The organism is Amycolatopsis sp. VC5-11 (genome assembly GCF_037034185.1).
GTDB classification, from domain to species: domain Bacteria; phylum Actinomycetota; class Actinomycetes; order Mycobacteriales; family Pseudonocardiaceae; genus Amycolatopsis; species Amycolatopsis nivea.
The window spans coordinates 123,446-145,885 of record NZ_JBAGKF010000015.1; the positions used below are offsets into that span (position 1 = coordinate 123,446).

Annotated in this window: 19 protein-coding genes; 14 read left to right on the top strand and 5 right to left on the bottom strand. The window is 69.1% G+C overall.

The genetic code is table 11. The annotated features are described in order from the left end of the window. Window positions 1-410 precede the first annotated feature (410 nt). The 12 genes from WA670_RS33670 (at window position 411) to WA670_RS33725 (ending at window position 16,016) form a co-directional block, all read left to right on the top strand. On the top strand, window positions 411-1,526 hold the full coding sequence (locus WA670_RS33670) for a vWA domain-containing protein (protein ID WP_238607856.1): 1,116 nt from the start codon (window positions 411-413) through the stop codon (window positions 1,524-1,526). Beyond that, window positions 1,519-2,631, top strand: coding sequence for an XdhC family protein (locus tag WA670_RS33675; protein ID WP_037810189.1), 1,113 nt, complete (start codon window positions 1,519-1,521; stop codon window positions 2,629-2,631). Before WA670_RS33670 ends, WA670_RS33675 begins: the two co-directional genes overlap by 8 nt. Window positions 2,632-3,615: 984 nt before the next feature. Continuing rightward, window positions 3,616-4,140 (top strand): (2Fe-2S)-binding protein, encoded by a 525-nt coding sequence (locus tag WA670_RS33680; protein ID WP_134665451.1) that lies wholly within the window; start codon window positions 3,616-3,618, stop codon window positions 4,138-4,140. Beyond that, window positions 4,140-6,578, top strand: a complete 2,439-nt coding sequence (locus WA670_RS33685; RefSeq protein ID WP_134665449.1) for a xanthine dehydrogenase family protein molybdopterin-binding subunit — start codon at window positions 4,140-4,142, stop codon at window positions 6,576-6,578. Before WA670_RS33680 ends, WA670_RS33685 begins: the two co-directional genes overlap by 1 nt. Continuing rightward, the gene (locus WA670_RS33690; RefSeq protein ID WP_037810193.1) at window positions 6,575-7,429 is read left to right on the top strand and encodes an FAD binding domain-containing protein; all 855 of its coding nucleotides are present in this window, start codon (window positions 6,575-6,577) and stop codon (window positions 7,427-7,429) included. Before WA670_RS33685 ends, WA670_RS33690 begins: the two co-directional genes overlap by 4 nt. 134 nt (window positions 7,430-7,563) lie before the next feature. After that, entirely contained in the window at window positions 7,564-8,265 is a 702-nt protein-coding gene (locus WA670_RS33695; RefSeq protein ID WP_336160246.1) for an SRPBCC family protein, read from the top strand. A 221-nt stretch (window positions 8,266-8,486) separates the two neighbouring features. Then, a complete protein-coding gene (locus WA670_RS33700) occupies window positions 8,487-9,701 on the top strand; it encodes a GGDEF domain-containing protein (RefSeq protein ID WP_037810195.1) in 1,215 nt (404 codons plus the stop codon). A 38-nt stretch (window positions 9,702-9,739) separates the two neighbouring features. Then, entirely contained in the window at window positions 9,740-10,798 is a 1,059-nt protein-coding gene (locus WA670_RS33705; RefSeq protein ID WP_336160248.1) for an NAD(P)-binding domain-containing protein, read from the top strand. Between the two features lie 502 nt (window positions 10,799-11,300). Continuing rightward, a complete protein-coding gene (locus WA670_RS33710) occupies window positions 11,301-12,944 on the top strand; it encodes a discoidin domain-containing protein (RefSeq protein WP_275293283.1) in 1,644 nt (547 codons plus the stop codon). 9 nt (window positions 12,945-12,953) lie between these two features. Beyond that, entirely contained in the window at window positions 12,954-14,189 is a 1,236-nt protein-coding gene (locus tag WA670_RS33715) for an MFS transporter (RefSeq protein WP_037810198.1), read from the top strand. Continuing rightward, window positions 14,186-15,130, top strand: a complete 945-nt coding sequence (locus tag WA670_RS33720) for a PD40 domain-containing protein (RefSeq protein ID WP_043833058.1) — start codon at window positions 14,186-14,188, stop codon at window positions 15,128-15,130. Before WA670_RS33715 ends, WA670_RS33720 begins: the two co-directional genes overlap by 4 nt. 67 nt (window positions 15,131-15,197) lie before the next feature. Continuing rightward, window positions 15,198-16,016 (top strand): alpha/beta fold hydrolase, encoded by an 819-nt coding sequence (locus WA670_RS33725; RefSeq protein WP_336160250.1) that lies wholly within the window; start codon window positions 15,198-15,200, stop codon window positions 16,014-16,016. Between the two features lies 1 nt (window position 16,017). On the opposite strand, the gene WA670_RS33730 is transcribed toward WA670_RS33725, so the two are convergent. The 4 genes from WA670_RS33730 to WA670_RS33745 are packed head-to-tail and all read right to left on the bottom strand — an operon-like array spanning window position 16,018 to window position 19,713. Beyond that, window positions 16,018-16,788, bottom strand: a complete 771-nt coding sequence (locus WA670_RS33730) for an ATP-binding cassette domain-containing protein (RefSeq protein WP_037810204.1) — start codon at window positions 16,786-16,788, stop codon at window positions 16,018-16,020. Continuing rightward, on the bottom strand, window positions 16,785-17,813 hold the full coding sequence (locus tag WA670_RS33735) for an ABC transporter permease (RefSeq protein ID WP_037810205.1): 1,029 nt from the start codon (window positions 17,811-17,813) through the stop codon (window positions 16,785-16,787). The genes WA670_RS33730 and WA670_RS33735 overlap by 4 nt, the downstream gene beginning before the upstream one ends. After that, complete coding sequence (locus tag WA670_RS33740) at window positions 17,810-18,811, bottom strand: sugar ABC transporter substrate-binding protein (RefSeq protein ID WP_037810206.1); 1,002 nt, start codon at window positions 18,809-18,811, stop codon at window positions 17,810-17,812. The genes WA670_RS33735 and WA670_RS33740 overlap by 4 nt, the downstream gene beginning before the upstream one ends. A gap of 29 nt (window positions 18,812-18,840) precedes the next feature. Then, complete coding sequence (locus tag WA670_RS33745) at window positions 18,841-19,713, bottom strand: sugar phosphate isomerase/epimerase family protein (protein WP_336160252.1); 873 nt, start codon at window positions 19,711-19,713, stop codon at window positions 18,841-18,843. Window positions 19,714-19,813: 100 nt separating this feature from the next. Here WA670_RS33745 and WA670_RS33750 point away from each other — a divergent pair, with 100 nt between their 5' ends. Together WA670_RS33750 and WA670_RS33755 are read left to right on the top strand one after the other, a co-directional pair. Next, a complete protein-coding gene (locus WA670_RS33750; RefSeq protein WP_336160254.1) occupies window positions 19,814-20,824 on the top strand; it encodes a LacI family DNA-binding transcriptional regulator in 1,011 nt (336 codons plus the stop codon). Next, a complete protein-coding gene (locus WA670_RS33755) occupies window positions 20,821-21,822 on the top strand; it encodes a Gfo/Idh/MocA family protein (protein ID WP_336160256.1) in 1,002 nt (333 codons plus the stop codon). The genes WA670_RS33750 and WA670_RS33755 overlap by 4 nt, the downstream gene beginning before the upstream one ends. Before the next feature lies 1 nt (window position 21,823). Here the strand turns inward: WA670_RS33755 and WA670_RS33760 are convergent, their stop codons facing one another. Then, window positions 21,824-22,420 (bottom strand): TetR/AcrR family transcriptional regulator, encoded by a 597-nt coding sequence (locus WA670_RS33760; RefSeq protein ID WP_336160258.1) that lies wholly within the window; start codon window positions 22,418-22,420, stop codon window positions 21,824-21,826. Between the last annotated feature and the right edge of the window lie 20 nt (window positions 22,421-22,440).

Consider the following 22,440-nt stretch of genomic DNA (forward strand, 5'->3'; position numbering starts at 1 on the left):
CGGAACATCTGCGGGGCCGACGCGGTTCACACTGGAATGGCGGTGCGGAGGAACACTGGCGAGCTGGAGCAGCTCAAGCCGGGATCTTGGCGTGCCCAAGAACCCGCCCCAGAACCTTCGAGCGGCCGAGCGCTTGCCCCAGAACGTTCGCGCAGGCGAGAACTTGCCCAAGAGCCTCTGTACGAACCGGAACTCGGCCAAGAACCGCCGCGCGGTCGGGAGCCCGGCCAAGAACTCGATCAAGAACCGTTGCGCGCCAAGACCGCGGCTGACAACTCGCAGCCCGCAGCCAGACGACCGCGGCTCCAGGCAGCTGAACCGCTCGCCGCCGGAGTGAGTGAAAGGCGTCCGAACCAGGCAGGATCGGCTGTCGCGGCGCGGTTTTCGGGGTTGGGGTCACAATGGGGGGCATGAGCACCGAAGTCGCTGACCCGCTTGCTGGCTATGCGGGGTTCGCGGCGGCATTGCGGGAGGCGGGCGTCGCCTGTGACGCGCGGCGGGTGCAGGCTTACCTGTCTGCGGTGGCGAAGGTCGACGTCGCCCGGCCGACGCAGTTGTACTGGGTTGGGCGGTTGACGCTCTGCTCCGACCCCGACGATCTGCCTCGGTACGAGGAAGCGTTCGCGCGGTGGTTCGAAGGAGATGACAGTCCGAAGGCGACGTCGGGGACTCCGGTGCGGAAGCAAGCCCGGATCGCTCCGCTGGTCGCGGCGGCCGGGGACGGGGACAGTGCCGAGGAATCGCACGACACGCTTCGGGTCGCGGCTAGCGATCACGAGGTTCTCCGGCATCGGGATCTCGCCGAGTTGACCAAAGCTGAGCGGGCGCATTTGCGGGAGTTGCTCGCGACGCTGCGTCCGGTGCTGCCCCGGCGGCGGGCGGCGCGGCGGGCGCCCGCGCATCGTGGTGCGCTTGACCCCGCGCGGACTCTGCGGGCGATGCTTGCGTCCGGTGGTGAGCCAGTGCGGCTGGCGCATCATCGAAGGGGGACGCGGGCGCGGAAGGTCGTCTTGCTGATCGACGTTTCCGGCTCGATGAGCCCGTATGCCGACGCGTTGCTGCGGTTCGCGCACGTCGTCGCGCGGGCTGCTCCGATGTCGGTCGAGGTGTTTACGCTGGGTACTCGGATGACGCGAGTGTCCAGGCAACTCCGGCAGCGCGATCCGGAGCAGGCGATGCTCGCGGCCGGTACCGCGGTGCCCGATTTCGCTGGTGGGACACGGCTTGGCGAGACATTGCGGGTGTTTCTCGACCGGTGGGGCCAGCGCGGGTTTGCGCGACGCGCGGTAGTCACCGTGTTCTCCGACGGGTGGGAGCGTGGCGACGTCAGCCTGCTGGCCGAGCAGCTCGGCAGGCTGCGCCGGCTCGCGCACGCCGTATTCTGGGTGAATCCGCACGCAGGGCACGAGGGTTATGCTCCGGTCCAATCCGGCATCGTGGCCGCCCTGCCGCACATCGACCGCTTGCTGGCCGGGCACAGCCTGGCGACGTTGGAACGACTCCTCGGGGAGATTGCCGATGCGTGACGTACTGGACGACGTGTACCGCCGCTGGCAGGCGGGCGAAACGGTCGGGCTCGGCACGGTGGTGGCGACGTTTTCGTCGGCCCCGCGGGCGCCGGGTGCGTCGATGATGGTCGCGCCGGACGGCACGGTCGTCGGGAGCGTGTCCGGCGGCTGCGTCGAGGGCGCGGTGTACGAGCTGGCCAACGAGGTCGTCGCCGAGCGGAAGCCGGTGTTGCAGCGCTACGGCGTCAGCGACGACGACGCCTTCGCGGTCGGGCTGACCTGCGGCGGGATCATCGACATCTACGTCGAGCCGGTGGACCGCGAGTCGATGCCGGAGCTGGAGCGCGTCGTCGAATCGGTGCGCAGCGGCGAGCCGGTCGCGGTCGTCACGATCGTGGAGCACGAGACGCCGGGGCTGGTCGGCGAGCACATGATTGTGTGGCCGGACCGGGTCGAGGGGTCCCTTGGCTCGTCCCGGATGGACGATGCGGTCGCGGACGACGCGCGCGGGCTTCTTGCCGCTGGACGCACCGGGACGCTCCATTACGGACCGGACGGGCAGCGGCGCGGCGAGGGCATGGCTGTTTTCGTGAACTCCTTCGAACCGCCGCCGCGACTGCTGGTGTTCGGGGCCATCGATTTCGCCGCCGCAATGGCACGGATGGGTGCTTATCTCGGGTATCAGGTGACGGTCTGCGACGCGCGTCCGGTGTTCGCGACCAGCAGCCGGTTCCCGGAGGCGCACGACGTCGTCGTCGACTGGCCGCACCGCTACCTGAAGGCCGAGGCCGACGCGGGCCGGATCGACGCGCGGACGGCGATCGCGGTCCTCACACACGATCCGAAGTTCGACGTGCCGCTGCTGGAGGTCGCGCTGCGGCTCGACGTCGGGTACGTCGGCGCGATGGGTTCGCGCAAGACGCACGACGACCGGTTCGCGCGGCTTCGCGAGGCGGGGATCACCGAGGGCGAGCTGGAACGCCTGTCGTCGCCGATCGGCCTCGACCTCGGCGCGCGCACGCCGGAGGAGACGGCGGTGTCGATCGCGGCGGAGATCATTGCGCTGCGCTGGAGCGGCACCGGACGGCGGCTGGCGGCGTTGAGCGGGCGGATTCACAGCTGACCTGGCTGGTGGCCTGGGAAGCTGGGGAAGTGTTGCGGCGGGCTTGGCGGCTGGTGGCGTTGAGCAGGCGGATTCCTAGCCGACCTGGCTGGTGGCCTGGGAGGTTGGGGAACTGTCGCGGCGGGCTTGGCGGCTGGCGGTGTTGGGCGGGCGGATTCCTAGCTGACTTGGCTGGTGAGCTGGGAGGCCGGGCAAGCGTTTGCGGTCGCTCGGTGGCTGGTGCGGGCGGGCATGCGGGGCTTCCGGCGGTGCTGCCTGGCCGGACTTTGGTGCCTGACGGCGCTGTGCACGCAGTTGACGCGGCAGGTGATTCCGGGGTCGGGATGTAGCAGCGGGGCCGCAACAGGCCGGATGCGCAGCCGACGCGGCAGTTGCTGCGAGGACCCGGCAGCAGGTGTACCGCAGTTGGGCGACCCGCAGGGCGAACCATCCGGACCGAGGCTTGGCACTGTGCGCGGCGACCCGGAATGGCGCATCCCCGGCGGCTGCGGCGGGCAGCAGCCGCCAGTCATGCAGCAGCAAAGGTGAGAAGCATGGGCACCAAGACAACGCGGCAGATGCTGTGAGAACCCGGCCGCAGGTGCATCGAGGACGCAGCTAGCCGAAACCACAGCACCAAGCCGAACCGTCCAGACCGAGACCCCCACAGCCTTGCCACCACGCACCCGCCAGGCAGTGCGATCCGCGAGGAAAACCCCGTCCAGCAACGAAACCCGGTGAACCCCCGACTCGAAACCGCGGGCCCTCGGGAAGATCCGCCGCTCGAAAAATCACCCGTCCGGCTTCACGCATCTGCGTCTCCGGAAATGCAAAAAACCCGCATCTGCGGAACCGTCAGGGCGACGTGCGACATCAGGACTTGTCCGCGCGCGAAAGGCGTAGCACGCTCCCCTGTGAGGCCGATCACGATCGCGCCTTGGCCGTTCCCGAACCGGCCCGCCGCCTCCGCCGGGGCTGGCGGGCATTTGCACTTGGAGGCCTTTGATGCGCATCACCGTCACTGTCGACGGCACGAAATACACCGATGACGTCGAGCCGCGCACCCTGCTCGTCCACTACTTACGGGAACGCGTCGGGAAGGTGGGCACCGTCGTCGGGTGCGACACCAGCAACTGCGGCGCGTGCACCGTCCATCTCGACGGGCACAGCGTGAAATCCTGTTCCGTTCTCGCCGTGCAGGCCGACGGATGCGAGGTCACCACCGTCGAGGGGCTGGCCCGCGACGGGCAACTGCACCCGGTCCAGCAGGCTTTCCACGACAACCACGCCCTGCAGTGCGGGTTCTGCACGCCGGGCATGATCATGCAGTCCATCGACCTGCTGGCGGACAATCCGGACCCGGACGAGCAGGCCGTTCGCGAGGGGCTCGAGGGCAATCTTTGCCGCTGCACCGGCTACCAGAACATCGTGAAGGCGGTGCGCGACGCCGCGAAGCACATGAGTCCCGGTGCGGGGCCCGACGCCGAGAAGATCGATCAACCCAACCACGTCGGCGTGGGTGGTGAATGATGACTGCCACGATCGAGCCTGAGGTAGGGAAGTCCCGGCGTCGCAAGGAAGACGAGCGGCTGATCACCGGGCGCACCCGGTGGACGGACAACATCGCGTTGCCGGGGATGCTGCATCTCGCGGTGCTGCGGAGTCCGCTGGCGCACGCCAAGATCGTTTCGATCGACACGTCCGCGGCCAAGGAATCCGCTGGTGTCGTCGCCGTTTACACCGCCGCCGACCTCGATCCCGAGGGTGCTATCGGCATGCCGTGCGCGTGGCCGATCACGCCGGACATGGCTGCGCCGCGGCGTCCGGTGCTGGCCTCGGACCGGGTGAATTTCGCCGGCGAAGGCGTGGCGGTGGTGGTCGCTCGATCGGCCGCGGAGGCGCATGACGCGCTCGAGGCGATCGAGGTCGAGTACGAAGACCTGCCGCCGGTCCTCGACCTGGAAGCGGCGCTCGCCGAAGACGCGCCGCTCGTGCACGAGGAACTGGGCAGCAACAAGAACGCCTTCTGGGTGTTCGACTCGGCCGAGGCCGGGACCGGCGGGAACGTCGAGGAAGCACTGTCCTCTTCGGAGGTCGTGCTGAAACGGCGGTTCCGCCAGCAGCGGCTGGTGCCCGCGTTCATGGAGCCGCGCGCGTGCGTGGTCGACCCGACCGGCGCGCAGCTGACCATGTGGTCGGCCACCCAGGTGCCGCACATCCTGCGCGTGATGTCCGCGCTGACGCTCGGCATCCCCGAGCACAAGCTGCGCGTGATCGCGCCGGACGTCGGCGGCGGGTTCGGCGGCAAGATCGGCGTGCTGCCCGAGGAAATGATGACCGTGCTGGTCGCGAACAAGCTCGGCAAGCCGGTGAAGTGGAACGAATCCCGGTCCGAGACGATGCTCGCCGCGCACCACGGCCGCGACCAGATCCAGGACATCACGATCTCGGCGAAGGCCGACGGGACGGTCACCGGGCTCAAGGTCGAACTGCTCGCCAACCTCGGCGCGTACAACGGCCTGGTCGGGCCGGGCGTGCCGATCCTCGGCGCGTTCATGTTCAACGCGATCTACAAGATCCCGGCCTACCACTTCGCCTGCACCAACGTGTTCACCACGACCACGCTCACCGACGCCTACCGCGGCGCGGGCCGTCCGGAGGCGACGTTCGCGATCGAGCGGATCATGGACGAGCTGGCCGACGAGCTGGGCATGGACCCGGTGGAGCTGCGCGAAAAGAACTGGATCAAGCACGAGGAATTCCCGTTCACCACGGTCTGCGGGCTCACCTACGACTCCGGCAACTACGAGGCCGCGACCGAGAAGGCGAAGGAGCTCTTCGGCTACGACGCGCTGCGCCGCGAGCAGAAGGAGCGCCGCGAGGCGAACGACCCGGTGCAGCTCGGCATCGGGATCTCGACGTTCACCGAGATGTGCGGGCTCGCGCCGTCGCGGGTGCTGGGTTCGCTCGACTACGGTGCCGGCGGCTGGGAGTACGCGTCGCTGCGGATGTTGCCGACCGGCAAGGTCGAGGTCACCACGGGTGCGTCGGCGCACGGTCAGGGGCACGAGACGGCGTGGAGCCAGATCGTGGCCGACCAGCTCGGCGTGTCCTTCGAGGACGTCGAGGTGCTGCACGGCGACACGCAGTCCTCGCACAAGGGCCTCGACACCTACGGTTCGCGCTCGCTGGTCGTCGGCGGCATCGCGATCGTGAAGGCGGCGGAGAAGGTGGTCGCGAAGGCGAAGCCGATCGCCGCGCATCTGCTGGAGTGCTCCGAGGACGACCTCGAGTTCTCCGGCGGCAAGTTCACCGTGAAGGGCACGGATTCGTCGACGACGATCCAGGACATCGCGCTCGCCGTGTTCGCCGCGCACAACCTGCCGGACGGCGTCGAACCGTCGCTCGATTCCGACGCCACCTTCGACCCGGAGAACTTCTCCTTCCCGCACGGCACCCACTTGTGCGCGGCCGAAGTGGACACGGAAACGGGCCAGGTGAAACTGCGTTCGTACGTCTGCGTGGACGACGTCGGCAAGGTGGTCAACCCGCTGATCGTGGAAGGACAGGTCCACGGCGGGCTCGCGCAGGGCATCGCGCAAGCGCTGTTCGAGGAGGCCGTGCACGATGAGAGCGGCACGCTCACCACCGGCACGTTCGCCGACTATCTGCTGCCCTCGGCGGCTGACCTGCCGTCGTTCACCACGGACCGGACGGAAACGCCGTCGACCACGAACCCGTTGGGAGCCAAGGGAGTCGGCGAGGCGGGCACGATCGCTTCGACGCCCGCCGTGGTCAACGCGGTGGTCGACGCGGTGCGCCAGTTCGGGGTGAACGACATCGAAATGCCGCTCACGCCGATGCGCGTGTGGAACGCGGTGCGCCACGGCACCGCCAATGCCGGCGGACCCGGCGGCGAGGCCGGCGGCGGCCTCGGTTCGATCGACGCCTCCGGAGGTGCCCAGTGATCCCGGCTCCGTTCGACTACGTCGCTCCGTCCACGGTGGACGAAGCCGTGCAGGCGCTCGCCGCGGCGGGCGAGGACGCCAAGGTGCTGGCGGGCGGGCAAAGCCTGCTGCCGGTGCTGCGGATGCGCCTGGCCGCGCCGACCACGCTGGTCGACCTCGGGAAAGTCGCCGAAATGCGCGGAGTGCGCGAGGACGGCGACGCGCTCGTGGTCGGGGCGATGACGACGCATTACGAGGTCCAGCGCGACCCGTTGATCGCCGAGCACGCCGCGCTGGTGAAGGAGGCGACCGACACGGTCGCGGATCCGCAGGTGCGGCACCGCGGCACGTTCGGCGGCGCGATCGCGCACGCGGACCCGGCGGGCGACCTGCTGGCCCCGGTGCTCGCGCTGGACGGCGAGCTGGTGCTGGCCGGGCCGAACGGGCGGCGCACGGTGTCCGCGGCGGAGTTCTTCCAGGACTACTTCACCACCGCGCTGGCCCCGGACGAACTGCTCGTCGAGGTGCGGCTGCCCAAGCACACCGGCTGGCGGGCGCACTACGAGAAATTCAACCGGGTCGCCCAGGCCTGGTCGATGTGCGCGGTGGCGGCCACCGTGCGCACCGAGGGCGGCGTGATCGAGGAAGCCCGGGTGGCGCTCACCAACATGGGCGCGACCCCCGTCCGGGCGACCGGCGTGGAGCAGGCGTTGCTCGGCGCGCAGGCCAACGCGGACACGATCCGGGCGGCCGCCGCGCACGCGGCCGAGGGCACCAACCCGGTCGCGGACGGCAATTCCGACGTCGAATACCGCCAGCACCTCGCGCGGGTGCTGACCGGGCGTGCCGTCGCGGCGGCGGTGGGCGCCTGAGCTGACCGGGACGTGAAGGACTCCTTGGGGGACTTTGATTCCCCCAAGGAGTCCTTCACGGACCGCTTCGCGGGAGACGGCCGTAAGGTGGACGGCAACGGCTCGAAGCAGTGTGCAGGAGAGGAGGTCGGCCCGTGCGGCTCGACCACGAATTCACCGTCCCCGCCCCGATCGGGGAGGTCTGGCAGGCCGTCATCGACCCGGAGCGCGTCGCCCCGTGCATGCCGGGCGCCTCGCTCACCAAGGTGGAGGGGGACACCTTCGCGGGCACGGTGAAGGTCAAGCTGGGGCCGATTTCGCTGCTGTACAAGGGAACCGGCGAGTTCCTGGAGAAGGACGAGGCGGCGCGCAAGGTCGTCATCAAGGCGTCCGGCAAGGACTCCCGCGGCGGCGGCACTGCGGCCGCGACGGTCACCCTCACGCTCACCGAGCGCGACGGCGGCACGCACGGCGCGGTGGCCACCGACCTGGCGATCACCGGACGTCCGGCGCAGTTCGGGCGCGGCCTGATCTCCGAGGTGGGCGGCAAGATCCTCGACACCTTCGCGGGGAACCTCGCGGCGTCGCTGGAGACCCCCGCCGAAGCGGCTCCCGCGGCGAAGCCGGAGGAGAAGGCCGAAGAGAAGCCTGCGGAAAAGCCCGCGGCCGAGCCGGTCGCCGACGAAAAGCCGCATCTGCGGAGCGTTCCGGCGGGCGGTTCGACCGGCGAGACCGAGGCGATCGACCTGCTCGACTACGCGGGCCAGTCCGTCGCGAAGCGGCTGGCTCCGGTGGCCGCGGGCGCGGTCGTGCTGCTGATCGTGCTGGCCGTCGTGCGGAAGCTGCGCCGCCGCTGACCCAGCCCGGAAGTTGCCCGCCCGCTCTACCCAGAGCGTGCCCGGTGGGCAGTTCGCGAAGGAGTTTTCGCTCGGTTCGGCTAGCTGCGGAGCGGACCCGCTACCCTGGGCAACTTCCGTAGGCCGAATTTCGCGTGGGGGCGCCCGTGACCCAGGCACCTGTCCCCATCGGGGTGCGCGGCGCGGTGACGTCCTGGAGAGGCTGGCCGCCGCGCTGGGCGATGTGGGCGGTCGCGCGGCGGCGATGGATCGGCTACGCGATGGCGTGCGAGGCCCTCGCCGTGGCACTCACGGCGACGGGCCTCGCGACCGGGTTCGGCGGGCCGGTGCAGTTCAGTTCGTTCGGCGTCCTCGTCGGGCTGGGCATCGCGCAGGCCGAGATGTCGCGCCGGATCGAGCGGCTGCGACGGTGGATGAGCGGCCAGACGCACATCAACGTCACGTCCGTCTGGTACCTCGCCGGTGCGTTCCTGCTTCCGCCGGCGTGGGTCGCGTTGCTGGCGTTGGTGCTGTACCTGCATCTGTGGCTGCGAGTGTGGCGACACGTGCGTACGCGGCCCGCACATCGCTTCGCGGCCAGTACCGCGTGGGCGATGCTGTCGTGCTTCGCGGCATCTGCGGTGTTGACCATCGGCGGTCTGGATCAAGCGCGGCTCGACACCGCGTACGGCGTCCTCGCGCTCGTACTGGCAGCAGCCGCCTTTGAACTGGTGAACGTCGTGCTCGTAGCGACGGGCATCTACCTGTACACGAACAGCCGCTCGCCCGCGGACCTCATCGGCACCTGGGAGGACAACGCCTTCGAGCTCGCGACACTGTGTCTCGGCGGGCTCGCTGCGCTGGCGTTCGTCCATCAGCCGGTGCTGGTGGTGTTCGTGCTGCCGCCGTTGCTGTTGCTGCACCGCTATCTCCTGCTGAAGCAGCAGTTGCAGGTGGCGGTCGTGACCGACGAGAAGACCGGGCTGCTCAACACTGCGGGCTGGCACGAGCTGGCGACCCGGGAATTCACCCGGGCCCGGCGGCGCGGGACCGGCAGCGGGTTCGCCGTGCTGATGATCGATCTCGACCACTTCAAGCGCATCAACGACACGTACGGGCACCTCACCGGCGACGAGGTGCTGGCCGCGGTGGCCGTGGCGATCGAGGCTTCGGTGCGGCAAAGCGACACCGTCGGCCGGTTCGGCGGAGAGGAATTCGTGGTCCTGCTGCCCGCGACCGGCGGCACCGACGTGCTCGGGATCGCCGAACGGGTGCGGGTCGCGGTGGGGGAGCTGACCGTCGCGGTGGGAGGTCCGCTGCGGATCAGCGGACTCTCCGTGTCCGTCGGGGTCGCGTGTTATCCGCAGGCGGGCAACACGCTCGACGAGGTGCTGCGGTCGGCCGACGCCGCGCTGTACCGGGCGAAAGACGGCGGCCGGAACCGGGTCGCGGTCTGAGCCGGAAATACCGGGCGCGGGCAATTGTTGAACGTTGTATGAGCACTGCGGATCACGAGACCGACGTCGTGGTGATCGGGGCCGGACAGGCCGGACTGTCGGCGGCGTATCACCTGCGCCGGGCCGGGTTCGCGAACGAACGCGGGTTCGTCGTGCTCGACCACGGCAAACGCGCGGGCGGGGCGTGGCAGTACCGGTGGCCGTCGCTGGTGGTCGGGAAGGTGCACGGGATCCACGACCTGCCGGGCATGGCGTTCGGGACTCCGGATCCGGCGCGCCCGGCGAGCGAGGCTGTGTCGGAGTACTTCGGGCGCTTCGAGAAGACGTATGACCTGCCGGTACACCGTCCGGTCGACGTGACCGCGGTGCGGCGTGCGGGGGAGCGGCTGGTGGTCGAATCGCCTGCGGAGACGTGGGCGGCGCGCGCGGTGATCAGCGCGACCGGGACCTGGGATCGGCCGTTCTGGCCGCGTTATCCCGGCAGCTTCGCCGGACGGCAGCTGCACACGGCGGATTACCGCGGCGCGGAGGAATTTCGCGGCCGGCGCGTGGTGGTCGTGGGCGGCGGGACGTCGGCGGTGCAGTTGCTGATGGAGATCGGTCCGGTCGCCCGTTCGACGGTGTGGGTGACGCGGCGTCCGCCGGTGTGGCGCGAGGAGGAGTTCAGCGAGGACTGGGGACGGATGGCGGTGGCGAAGGTCGACCAGCGGGTGCGGGCCGGGCTGCCGCCGGAGAGCGTTGTGAGCGTGACGGACCTGCCGGTGACGCCGCAGGTGCTCGCGGGCCGGGCGGCGGGATATCTGGACCGGCGGCCGATGTTCTCGCGCTTGGTCGCCGACGGCGTCGTCTGGGAAGACGGCAGTTTCGAGCCCGCGGACATGATCCTGTGGGCGACCGGGTTCCGGGCCTCGATCGACCATCTGGCTCCGCTGCATCTGCGGACACCGGGCGGCGGGATCCGGATGGACGGGACTCGCGTGGTCGCGGAACCGCGGCTGCATCTTGTCGGGTACGGGCCTTCGGCGAGCACGGTGGGGGCGAACCGGGCTGGACGCGCCGCGGTGCAGGAAGTGCGGCGGCTGCTCCTGCAGCACTGACGGTCCGTGAAGGGCTCCTTGAGGGAATCTAGGTACGTGAGGGGCTCCTTCACGGCGTGCGGGAGGGCCGTGAGGGCCACCCTGAGGGAATCTGATTCCCTGAGGGTTCCCCTCACGTACGTTCACCGGGGTCACACGGGCCCGGGCAGCCACGCCTCAACCGCACCCGCAACCTCGCCTTAAGTTCCTGGCATGGGGAATCAGAGCCAATGAGGGTGGCCCTCACGGCAGGCTCGGCGGCATGCGATGCGCAGGCGGCGCAGCGGGCGGGTTTCCTCCAGATTTGCGTCCCGCAAGGAGTCCTTCACGGCACTTCCCCGGACGGGAGCGGGACGTTCCGCTGATCGGGCGGTCTTGATCGTTTCACGTCCGTTCCGGGCTTGTCGGGGGAAACCGGGCCCGCTACTCTGCCGTTTTAGTTAGGAAACTTTCTTAACGCAACGAGACGCCGCAGAACCGTAACGCCGCCGCCCTGTTCCCGTCCGGCCCGAAGGAGTGCGACGTGTCCTCGTCCCGTGTCCGAAGTCTCGCCCGGTTCGCCTTGCCGGCGGCCGCGGTGGTGCTGTTGCCAGCCGCGGTGTCGCCCGCGCGCGACGCCAGTGCCGCTGCCGCCGATGTGCTGCTGTCCCAAGGAAAACCCGTCAGCACGTCTACGCTCGAGACGTCCACGTTGAGCGGCGAGAACGCCGTCGACGGGAATCTCAAGACCCGCTGGGCCAGTGCGGTCAGCGCCGACGCGCAGTGGCTGCGCGTCGATCTCGGCCAGGCCGCCACGATCCACCGGGTGAAGCTGAACTGGGAAGCGGCCTACGCCAAGAAGTACCGCATCGAGATCTCCGACGACGGCGAGAACTTCAAGTCGATCGCGACGATCACCAGCGGCGACGGCGGCACCGACGACCTCACCGGGTTGTCCGGGCACGGCCGCTTCCTGCGCTTCGTCGGCACCGAGCGCGCCACGAAGTACGGCTACTCCCTCTGGGAACTTCAGGCGTACGGCACCCCGGACTCGTCCGGCGACACGCAGGCACCCACCGCTCCGTCGAACCTCGCCGCGGGCGAGATCGGCTCGAACAGCGTCGGGCTGACCTGGGCCGCTGCGACGGACAACGTCGGCGTCAGCGGGTACGAAGTGCTGCGGGACGGCAAGTCCGTCGCCACCAGCGCGAGCACGTCCTACACCGACAACGGCCTCTCGCCGGACACCGACTACACCTACACCGTCCGCGCGAAGGACGCCGCTGGCAACGCGTCACCGGCCAGCAGCGCGGTCAAGGTGCACACCAAGCCGGGGACCGCGGGCAACACGTTCGTCCTCGCCGCGGCCGGCGACATCGCCGAACAGTGCACCGCCAGCAGCTCCAGCTGCATCCACCCGAAGACCGCGAAGCTCGTCCAGTCGATGAACCCCGCCGCGGTGATCACCATGGGCGACAACCAGTACGACGCCGAGGACACCGGTCTGACGCTGCAGAACTTCAAGGACTACTACGACAAGACCTGGGGCAAGTTCAAGAGCATCACGCACCCGATCCCGGGCAACCACGAGACCTACGACGACAACAAGCCGTTCGAGGCCTACGAGCAGTACTTCGGCAAGATCGCCACGCCGAACGGGAAGCGGTACTACAGCTGGGAAATGGGCAACTGGCACTTCATCGCCCTCGACTCCAACGGCTTCGTCGACGACAAGGACGGCGGCGAGCTCAAGGACACCGACCAGATGAACTGGATCAAGCAGGATCTGGCGAAGAACACCAAGGGCTGCGTCGCGGCGTACTACCACCACCCGCGGTGGAGCTCGGGCGACCACGGCGACCAGCGCGGTTCCAAGCAGCTGTGGGACCTGTTCGCGCAGAACAAGGTCGACCTGATCCTCAACGGCCACGACCACCACTATGAGCGGTTCGTGCCGCAGGACGCGAGCGGCAAGGCGAACCCGGCCGGTCCGGTCGAGATCATCGGCGGCATGGGCGGGGCGAACCCGTACCCGGTCCACTCCGCGCATCCGACCACGGCGAAGCTGCTGAAGGACACCTTCGGCGTGCTGAAGCTGACGATGACCGACAACACCTTCTCCGAGCAGCTGATCGGTCTCGACGGCAAGGTCCAGGACAGCAGCCCGACCTACACCTGCCACAACTAGGGGCCGGTCATGTACATCGCGACAAGCCGTAGTTCGGACGTCGCGGCGGGCACCGACCGGAAGGCCGGCCTGCGCCGGGTGTCGGCGAACGTCGTCGCACTCGGCGCGGTCAGCCTGGTCACCGACATCTCCTCGGAGATGGTGACCGCGGTGCTCCCGCTGTATCTGGTGCTCGGCCTCGGGCTCAACCCGCTGCAGTTCGGCCTGCTCGACGGGCTTTACGCGGGAGCCACCGCCGTGGTCCGCGTGCTCGGCGGGCATCTCGCCGACCGGTGGCGGCGGCTCAAGGCGGTCGCCGGGTTCGGCTACGGCTTGTCCGCGGTGTGCAAGCTCGGCCTCGTCGCGGCCGGTTCGTCGGTCGCGGCGATCGGCGTGGTGCTCGCCGCCGACCGCACCGGCAAGGGGCTGCGCACGGCCCCGCGCGACGCGTTGATCTCGCTCAGCAGCGAGCCCGACACGCTCGGCCGGTCGTTCGGCGTGCACCGCGCGATGGACACCGTCGGCGCGTTCCTCGGCCCGCTCGTCGCGATGGCCGTGCTCGCGCTGAGCCTCGGCAGCTACACGTCGGTGTTCTTCACCAGCTTCTGCATCGCGGGGATCGCGGTCATGCTGCTGGTGTTGTTCGTCCGCGACCACAAGCAGGAAATCGCCGACCGGGCCGCAGTGTCCGTGCGGGCGGCGTTCGGGCTGTTGCGCGAGCGGGGCTTCCGCCGCGTCGCGATCTGGGCGGCGCTGCTGGGGTTCGTGACGCTCGGCGATTCCTTTGTGTACCTGGTGCTTCAGCGGCGCTGGGACGTCGCGGCGACGTTCTTCCCGTTGCTGCCGCTCGGCACCGCCGGGGTGTACCTGGTGCTGGCGGTCCCGCTGGGCAAGCTGGCCGACCGGATCGGGCGCTGGCCAGTGTTCCTCGGCGGGCACGTCGCGCTCGTCGCCGCGTTGATCGCGTTGTGCGGGCCGGTGTCCGGGTTCTGGCTCGCGGCTCTCGCGTTGGGCCTGCACGGCGTGTTCTACGCGGCCACCGACGGGGTGCTCATGGCCGCGGCCGGACCGCTGGTGCCCGCTGACCTCCGGGCGACCGGCCTCGCGGTGGTCCAAACTGGACAAGCCGCCGCCCGGATGCTTTCCTCAGTCCTCTTCGGACTCGCCTGGACGTTGTGGGATCTGCAGCCCGCAGTTCTCGTGGCGGCCGGAGCTCTCGCTGTCGTGGCGCTCGGCGCCGCTTTCGCAAGGCCGGTGCGCAAATGAAAAAGGTTCTTCTCGCCGTTGTCGGAACTGTGGTGCTCGCGGCCGCCGCGGTGGTTTACACCGTGGCCGCACGGCCCAGTCCGGCTGAGCCCGCGAAGGTGGAGCACCTTTCGCTCGCGCCCGGGCAGTTGTTCTTTCGCAGTACTAAAACAGGCAACGTCGGCGTCGTTCCGCTCGCGAATCCTGGTGCCGCGCCGAAGTTCAGCGATCTGAAGTGCGACCGGTTCGCCGTGTCCGCGTCGACGGGGATGTGCCTCGCGGTGCGACCCGGCACCTTGCCCGCGGTCAGCGATTTCAGCATCCTCGACCGGAATTTCGCCACTACGCACAAGGATTACCTGCCGGGCACCCCGAGTCGCGCGCGCGTTTCGCCGGACGGCAAGCGGGTGTATTGGACGGTGTTCGTCACTGGCGATTCCTACGCCGCCACCGGGTTTTCGACGCGTGCCGGGATTTACCAGCTGGACAACGGCGAACTGGAGAAGACGATCGAGGAGCTGCCGGTCCTGGTCGACGGGAAGCGGTACTTCTCCTCGGACGTCAACTACTGGGGCATCACGTTCAGCAAGGACGGCAAGCGGTTCTACTCGACACTGGGTACCAAGGGCAAGACGTATCTGATCGAAGGCGACTACGACACCTACCGCGGCAAAGCGCTGCGGGAAAACGTGGAATGCCCGTCGCTGTCGCCGGACGAGACGCGGATCGCGTTCAAGAAGAAGGTCGGCGAGGGCGTTTGGCGGCTGTCCGTGCTCGACCTCAAGACGATGCGGGAGACCGCGCTCGCCGAAACCCGCAGCGTCGACGACCAGGCGCTCTGGCAGGACGACCACACGATCCTCTACGGCCTGGACAACGCCGTGTGGTCGGTGCCCGCGGACGGTACCGGAGCTCCGCGCAAGCTGGTCTCCGACGCCGCGTCGCCGGCCGTCACCCACTGATTCGACATCTCTTTACGTCGTATAGTACCCTCGCGTCCGGCGATACTTTACGACGTAAAGAGATGAGATGGCTGAAGCGACTCTGCACGACGGAACGCGGATCGAAGCGCAGGTGCACGGGGACGGGCCGGTGCTGCTGCTCCCGGTCGACCCCCGGCCGGCCGAAGGACCGGAGGCCGAGGCGGCCCGGCAGTGGGGCGCCGATCCGGAGCTGGGCCGTTCGCTGATCGAGGGATTCGCCGGGTTCCGGGTGGTGGCCTTCGACTACCAGGGGCACCGGATGGCGCATCCGGCGGACCTGACGCCGGACGCGGTCGCGGCGGATTTCCTCGCCGTGGCAGATGCGGTCGGGGCGGCGCGGTTCTCCTATTACGGGTACTCGTGGCTGGCGCTTTCCGGGTTGCAGCTGGCCTTGCGGACGGATCGGCTGGACGCGCTGGTGATGGGCGGGTATCCGCCGCTGGACGGGCCGTATGCGGCCATGCTCGCGGTGACTCGGGCGACGCACGAGATGGCTCTAGCCGGGCCTACTGCTGAAACCAAAGGCGAGCCGGGGGACTGGGATTCGGTGGACGTCACGTTGTCCACCGGGCAGACGAAGCAGTTCGTGACGCTTTATGAGGCATTGCGGGATTTCGACGACCGGGCGGTCGAGCTGTCCTGCCCGCGGTTGTGTTTCGCGGGTTCGGAGGACCGGATCGTGTACAGCGAACGGTGGGGCGGCGTAACCGTCGACATCGCCGGGCCGCTGCTGCGCGAGCGCGCCGAACTGGAGGCGCGCGGGTGGACCGTCGAGGTGCTCGACGGCCTGGACCACATGAGCGCGATGCAGGCGGCCGCAGTGCTGCCGGTGGTGCGGCCGTGGCTGGAGAAAGCGGTCTCGTGAGCTATTGCCGCAGCTCGTGTTCCAGCGCCTCCAATTCCGCGCCACCGGCCATCTGCCGCGTCAGCTCGGGCAGCTCGATCTCCGACTTCTCGTAAGACCCGAGCGCCGTGCCGCGTTTGAGCAGCAGGAAGCGGTCGGCCACCGGGTACGCGTGGTGCGGATTGTGCGTGATCAGGACGACGCCCAGGCCCCGGTCGCGGGCCTGGGCCACGTACTTCAGCACCACCCCGGCCTGCTTCACGCCCAACGCGGCCGTCGGCTCGTCCAGGATCAGCACCTTCGCGCCGAAGTGGATGGCCCGGGCGATCGCGACGCACTGCCGTTCGCCGCCGGACAGCGTGCCGACTGGCTGCTCGACGTCGCGCAGGTCGATGCCGAGGTCGGCGAGGGCCTTCTTGGTCAGCTCCCGGCCTTTGCGCCGGTCCAGGGCGCGGAACGGGCCGAACCCCACGGTCGGCTCGGAGCCGAGGAAGAAATTGCGCCACACGCTCATCAACGGCACCACGGCGAGGTCCTGGTACACCGTGGCGATTCCGCGGTCCAGCGCTTCGCGCGGCGAGGCGAACCGCACCGGCGCGCCTTCGACGAGGAACTCGCCTTCGTCGTGCTGGTGCACCCCGGCGAGGATCTTGATCAAAGTGGACTTTCCCGCGCCGTTGTCGCCCAGCACGCAGGTGACCTCGCCCGCGTTGACCACAGTGGACACTTCGCGCAGCGCGACCACGGTGCCGTACCGCTTGCCGACGTCCTTGACTTCGAGGAGAGCGTTCATCGCCGGACCCTTTCCGCGCGCCGCCGCAGAGCGTTGTTGACTAGGACCGCCGCCAGCAGCATGATCCCGAGGAACAGCATGAACCAGTCGTTGTCCCAGCCGGCGAACACGATGCCCTGGCGCGCCATGCCGAAGATCAGCGCGCCGATCGCCGCGCCGACGGCCGAGCCGAACCCGCCGGTCAGCAGGCAGCCGCCGATCACCGCGGCGATGATGTACTGGAATTCCAGCCCGATGCCCTGATTCGCCTGGACGCTCGCGAACCGCAGGATGTTGATCGACCCGACCAGCCAGCCGGCCAGCGCGGTGCCCATGAACAGCAGGATTTTCGTGCGCACCACCGGAACGCCGACCGAGCGGGCGCTCGTGGCGGAACCGCCGACCGCGAAGATCCAGTTGCCGAAGCGCGTCCGGACCAGCAGCCACGCGGCCACCGCGATCGCGCCGAGCCACCAGACGATGGAGATCTGGAACGGCGTGCCGCCGACGTCCACAGTGGAGGCGAAGACGAAACCGGCGGACGCGTAGCCGTCGGTCGAGCGCATGCCGGAGACCTGCACGGTGCCGGTCACCAGCCGGGTGACGCCGAGGTTCAACCCTTGCAGGGCAAGAAAAGTGCCGAGCGTGACGATGAAGCTCGGCAGTCCGGTTTTCATCACCAGCCAGCCGTTGAACGCGCCGACCGCCAGCGCGAAGACCAGCGAGACGAGCAGCGCGAGCCACACGTTCCAGCCCGCTTGGGTGGCGAGGATCGCGGTGACCAGCGAGGTGGACGCGGTCATCACGCCCGCCGACAGGTCGAACTCGCCGCCGACCATCAGCAGCGACACCGCCACCGCCATGATGCCCAGCGTCGCTGCGTCGTCCAGCCAGGTCGCGGCTCCGCTCGCGCTGAAGAACTTGTCGGAGGCGAAGGTGAAGAACAGGAAGACCACGACCGCGCCGAGCAGCGCGCCGATTTCCGGGCGGATCACCAGCCGGTCGGTCAGCCGCGGCTTCTCCAGCCGTTCGTCGAGGGTCGTCATCGGGTGCCCCTTTGCACGTACTGGCCGACCTTGTCCACTGTGGATTTGTCGACCAGGTCGGGTCCGGTGAGCACCGGTTTGCCGCCGCCGACGACGTTCGCGTTGTCCCGGTACAGCTTCAGGAACTGCACCGGGAGATAGCCCTGTTCGTACTGCTGCTGGTCGACCGCGAAGAGCACGTCGCCCGCCTTGATCGCGGCCACCACGTCGGAGTTGAGGTCGAACGTGGCGACCTGCGCCTTCGAGTTCACCGACTTGATCGCGCTCACCGCACGGGCGGCGACCTGCGAGTTCAGCGTGAGGACCGCGTCGATCGAGGAATCGGTCTGGACCGCGCCGCGGATGCGGGACTCGGCGTCGGTCGGGTTGGAGATGTCCACCTGCAGCGTCTGCACGGTGCCGGCGAACCCGGTCTTCGCGCCGTCGCAGCGTTGCGCCTGCCCGACGTTCCCGGCCTCGTGGATCACGCACAACAGCTTGTGCTTGCCGAGCTCCTTGAACTTCTTCCCGGCTTCTTCGCCGGCGATCGACTCGTTCTGCCCGACGTGGGTGAGCGCGCCGTACGCCGCGCTTTTGTCCTCGCCGGAGTTGATGGTGATGACCGGGATCCCCGCGCGCACCGCGGCCTCAATGGACGGACGCAGCGCCTCGGGGTTCGCCATCGACACCACGAGCCCGCCGGTTTGCTGCGCGACCGCGTTGTCGATCAGCTTCGCCTGCGCGCCCGGATCGCCGTCCGAGGTGTACTCCACTTGTACGCCAAGGTCTTTGCCCGCTTGTTCGGCACCGTTCTTCACCACGTTCCAGAACGCGTCGCCCGCGGTGCCGTGCGTGATCACCGAGACTTTCAACGGCCCGGACGGCGTCGGCGCGGCGGCAGGTGCGGTCGTCTTCGGTTCGGCGGCCGGACCGGTGCACGCCGCCAGCAGCAAGCCCGCGGCCAGCAGGCCCGCCACCGCGCGGCCGGAGCGCCGTGCGCGCTCCCAGCGATGGGACATCGTTGTCTCTCCTCGCTTGTTTTCCAACGTCAGCCGGTGATGGTGCGCAGGTACGAAAGGCTGGCCGCGACGTCGCGGCCGGGGCGGTCCCCCGGGCTGTCGTCGCTCAGCGCGGTGTCCTGCTCCAGGACGTACCAGCCGTCGTAGCCCGCTTCCGCGACGGAACGGACCATGGCTTCGATGTCCACGTCACCCTCGCCGAGCGGCACGTAGAGACCTTTGCCGACTGCTTCGGCGTACGGGAGTTCGCCTGCCCGGACAGCGTTCGCCAGCTCGCCGCGGACGTCCTTGAGATGCAGGTGCCCGATCCGCTGGGGATGCCGCTGGGCGAGCGCGACCGGGTCGGTGCCGCCGATCAGCAGGTGGCCGGTGTCCAGGCAGAGCGGGAGATCCGAATCGGCGAGGAAGCGTTCGACCTCGGCCTCGGTTTCTACGTGCGTGCCGACATGCGGGTGTAGAACGGTTTCCAGGCCGTGTTTTGCCGCTATGTCGCGGATCTTGCCTGCCGTGCGGACCAAAGTGGACCATTCGGCGTCGGTGAGAGTGGGCCGTTCGTCGTAGCCGTCGAGGCCGGTTGCCGCGGCGAGGACGAGCATTCCGCCGCCGCAAGCCGCGAAGAGCGCGGCCGAATCCTCGGCTTCGGCGACGGCCGCGTCCGGGTTTTCGTGCAGCGGCACCGCCAGGAAGCCGCCGACGAGGTCGAGCCGATGGCTTTCCAGAAGCTTCTTCAACTCGGCAGGTTCGCGCGGCAGATAGCCGGGCGGGCCCAGTTCTGTTGCCGTGACGCCCAATTCGGCCATCTCGCCGAGCACCGCCGGGGCGTCGAGCACGCGGCCCCAGCCGGGAACCTCGCAGACTCCCCACGAGATCGGGGCGGCGGCGACGCGGATCTTCGCGGTCATGGATCCCTCTCCGGTCGGGGGACACGCTCTTGATTAGAGCGCTCTAATCTTGTAGCGTCCGACCCGTCGCGTCAAGCGCTTCTCCGGGGAGGTTTTCGAAATGGGGAAGCCCACCATGGAGGACGTCGCCGCGCGAGCCGGGGTCTCGCGGGCCTTGGTGTCGCTCGTGATGCGCAACGCGCCGAACGTGTCGGCGCAGCGACGCGCGGCGGTGGTGAAAGCGGCCGAGGAGCTGGGGTATTCGCCGCACGTGATGGCGCGGTCGCTGGCGAGCCGGACGTCGACGGTGCTCGGCGTGATGGTGAACGACCTGCGCAACGCCTTCTTCGCCGACGTGGTGGAAGGGCTGGACGCGGCGGCGCAAGCGGCCGGTTTCGACCTGATCCTCAACACCGGCGGGCGGATGCCCTCTCGGGAAGGCGCGGCGTTGCGCAGTCTTCTGTCGTTCCGTCCGGCTGGCGTCGTGCTGTTGTCGCCGGTGGTTCCGGCCGCTGCGATCGAGGCCGCGGCACGGCAGTGTCCGGTAGTATTGGTGTCCCGGACTTCTCGGCTGTCCACTGTGGATACCGTGAACGACGACGGCGAGGCCGGCGCGGCGTTGGCGGTTGAACACCTGGTCCAGTTGGGACATCGGCGGATCGCGCATCTCGACGGCGGGGGAGCGGCCGGTGCCGCGGCCCGGCGGCGAGGGTTCCGGCAGGCGATGCGGGCGCACGGGCTGGAGCCGATCGTGGTGCGCAGTGAACACACCGACACCGCGGGCGAGAAAGCCGTGCAGGAATTGCTGTCCTCGTGCGCTCCGACCCCGACCGCACTGGTGGCGGGCAATGACTTCAACGCGGTCGGCGCGATCTCGGCGCTCGAGGAACACGGGTTGCGGGTGCCGGGTGACGTTTCGGTGGTCGGCTACGACAACACGTCCTTGGCTTCCCTGCGGCACATTTCACTGACCACAGTGGACCAGCCACGCGCGGAAATGGCGCGGCTGGCTTTCGACGCGCTCCTCGAGCGCATCCGCGGTGAACGCACTGAACCGGTGCGGCATCTGCTTCATCCGTCCCTGGTCGTGCGGGAGACCACGGGACCCAACTCAGGAGAGGCGCAGCGATGAGGGTGGGACTGGCAGGAGCCGGCCGGATCGGCGCCGCGCACGCGGAAACGCTCGCGGGATTCGACGAGGTCACGTCGGTGGTCGTCGCGGACGTGGACCCCGCGCGCGCCCAGTCGGTCGCCGCTCGGCTCGATGTCGATGCGGCCGACGGAATCGACGCGCTGTTCCGGGCTGGTCTCGACGGCCTGGTCATCGCGGCGGCCACGGACGCGCATCCGGAATTGATCATCCAGGCGGTCGACGCGCGGGTACCGGTGTTCTGCGAAAAGCCGGTGGCCGCGGACATCCCGGGCACGCTCGCCGTGATCGACCGGATCGCGGACTCGGACGTCCCGGTGCAGATCGGCTTCCAGCGCCGGTTCGACGCGGGCTACCAGGCCGCCCGGGCCGCGGTGGAGAGCGGCGAACTGGGCTGGCTGCACAGTGTCCGGGCGACCACTTTGGACCCCGCGCCGCCGCCCGCCGCGTATATCGCGCATTCCGGCGGTCTGTTCCGGGACTGCGGGGTGCACGACTTCGACATCCTCCGGTGGGTGACCGGCCGGGAGGTCGAGGAGGTGTTTGCTGTGGGGCGCAACAAAGGCGAGCAGTTCTTCACGGACGCCGGAGACGTCGACACCGCAGCGGTCGCGCTGACTCTCGACGACGGAACTCTCGCGACGGTCTCGCTGACGCGCTACAACGGCGCGGGCTACGACGTGCGTTTCGAGGCCCTCGGGTCGCTCGGGAATGCCGTGGTGGGCCTGGACGACCAGGCACCGCTGCGGTCGGTGGAACCAGGCGTCGAACCGTTGCCAGGACCGGCGTATCCGGGCTTTATGGAACGCTTCCGGACGGCTTATGCCGCTGAACTGCGGGCGTTCCTGGATGTTGCCGCCGGGCTTATCCCGTCGCCCGCGGGGGCGGCGGACGCCTTGGAGGCGTTCTACATCGCGGAGGCGTGCGAGGTCTCGCGGAAGGAGAACCGTCTGGTGCGGGTCGCGGAGGTGCGCCGGTAGGTCAAGCTCGCGGGCGAAGCAGCTTCTCCACCAACGTATCCACCAGATCTGCCGGTACCGCCGCCCCGGTGAGTGCACAGTAGACAATCGGCCCCAGCAGCGCGTCCATTGTGGCCTCCGGATCCAGCACCGGAGAAACCTCGCCCGCTTCGGCAGCCCGCGTCAGCATCTCGCGCTCCGCGATCTGTCGCGGCTCCAGGTAACGCTCGTGGAAGCGAGCCGCAGTCCCCACATCGTGCTGCGCTTCGGCCAGCAGGGTGAGCAGGCACTTGCCCGCCGGGTCTTCGGAGAGGAAGTGCGCGAAGTCGCGCAGGTACGCCCGGATGCTGTCGGCCGTCGGCAGTTCCGTCGGCACCGGCAGGCGTTTCTCGCTGTCCTCGATCAGCGTGTCCAGCAGAATTTCGACCTTCGACGGCCACCAGCGGTAGATCGTCTGCTTCGCGACGCCGGCCCGGCGCGCGATCGCTTCGACGGTCAGCCCGCCGAAGCCGTGCTCGACGAGCAGGTCGTCGGCGGCGTGGAGCACCGCCAGGCGAGCGGCCTCGTCGCGCCGGTTGCCGGAGCGTGCCCTGCGGGGCTGGGAATTGACTGCGGGCATACCGGGCACCTTACCGTGCT

Excerpts from the sequence above, each read along its gene's own strand:
- WA670_RS33745 (WP_336160252.1), bottom strand. The coding sequence starts at position 19,713 with ATGACCGCGAAGATCCGCGTCGCCGCCGCCCCGATCTCGTGGGGAGTC.
- WA670_RS33725 (WP_336160250.1), top strand. The coding sequence starts at position 15,198 with ATGGCTGAAGCGACTCTGCACGACGGAACGCGGATCGAAGCGCAGGTG.
- WA670_RS33675 (WP_037810189.1), top strand. The coding sequence starts at position 1,519 with ATGCGTGACGTACTGGACGACGTGTACCGCCGCTGGCAGGCGGGCGAA.
- WA670_RS33760 (WP_336160258.1), bottom strand. The coding sequence starts at position 22,420 with ATGCCCGCAGTCAATTCCCAGCCCCGCAGGGCACGCTCCGGCAACCGG.
- WA670_RS33700 (WP_037810195.1), top strand. The coding sequence starts at position 8,487 with ATGTGGGCGGTCGCGCGGCGGCGATGGATCGGCTACGCGATGGCGTGC.
- WA670_RS33740 (WP_037810206.1), bottom strand. The coding sequence starts at position 18,811 with ATGTCCCATCGCTGGGAGCGCGCACGGCGCTCCGGCCGCGCGGTGGCG.
- WA670_RS33735 (WP_037810205.1), bottom strand. The coding sequence starts at position 17,813 with ATGACGACCCTCGACGAACGGCTGGAGAAGCCGCGGCTGACCGACCGG.
- WA670_RS33750 (WP_336160254.1), top strand. The coding sequence starts at position 19,814 with ATGGGGAAGCCCACCATGGAGGACGTCGCCGCGCGAGCCGGGGTCTCG.
- WA670_RS33685 (WP_134665449.1), top strand. The coding sequence starts at position 4,140 with ATGACTGCCACGATCGAGCCTGAGGTAGGGAAGTCCCGGCGTCGCAAG.
- WA670_RS33755 (WP_336160256.1), top strand. The coding sequence starts at position 20,821 with ATGAGGGTGGGACTGGCAGGAGCCGGCCGGATCGGCGCCGCGCACGCG.
- WA670_RS33670 (WP_238607856.1), top strand. The coding sequence starts at position 411 with ATGAGCACCGAAGTCGCTGACCCGCTTGCTGGCTATGCGGGGTTCGCG.
- WA670_RS33705 (WP_336160248.1), top strand. The coding sequence starts at position 9,740 with ATGAGCACTGCGGATCACGAGACCGACGTCGTGGTGATCGGGGCCGGA.
- WA670_RS33730 (WP_037810204.1), bottom strand. The coding sequence starts at position 16,788 with ATGAACGCTCTCCTCGAAGTCAAGGACGTCGGCAAGCGGTACGGCACC.
- WA670_RS33720 (WP_043833058.1), top strand. The coding sequence starts at position 14,186 with ATGAAAAAGGTTCTTCTCGCCGTTGTCGGAACTGTGGTGCTCGCGGCC.
- WA670_RS33715 (WP_037810198.1), top strand. The coding sequence starts at position 12,954 with ATGTACATCGCGACAAGCCGTAGTTCGGACGTCGCGGCGGGCACCGAC.
- WA670_RS33680 (WP_134665451.1), top strand. The coding sequence starts at position 3,616 with ATGCGCATCACCGTCACTGTCGACGGCACGAAATACACCGATGACGTC.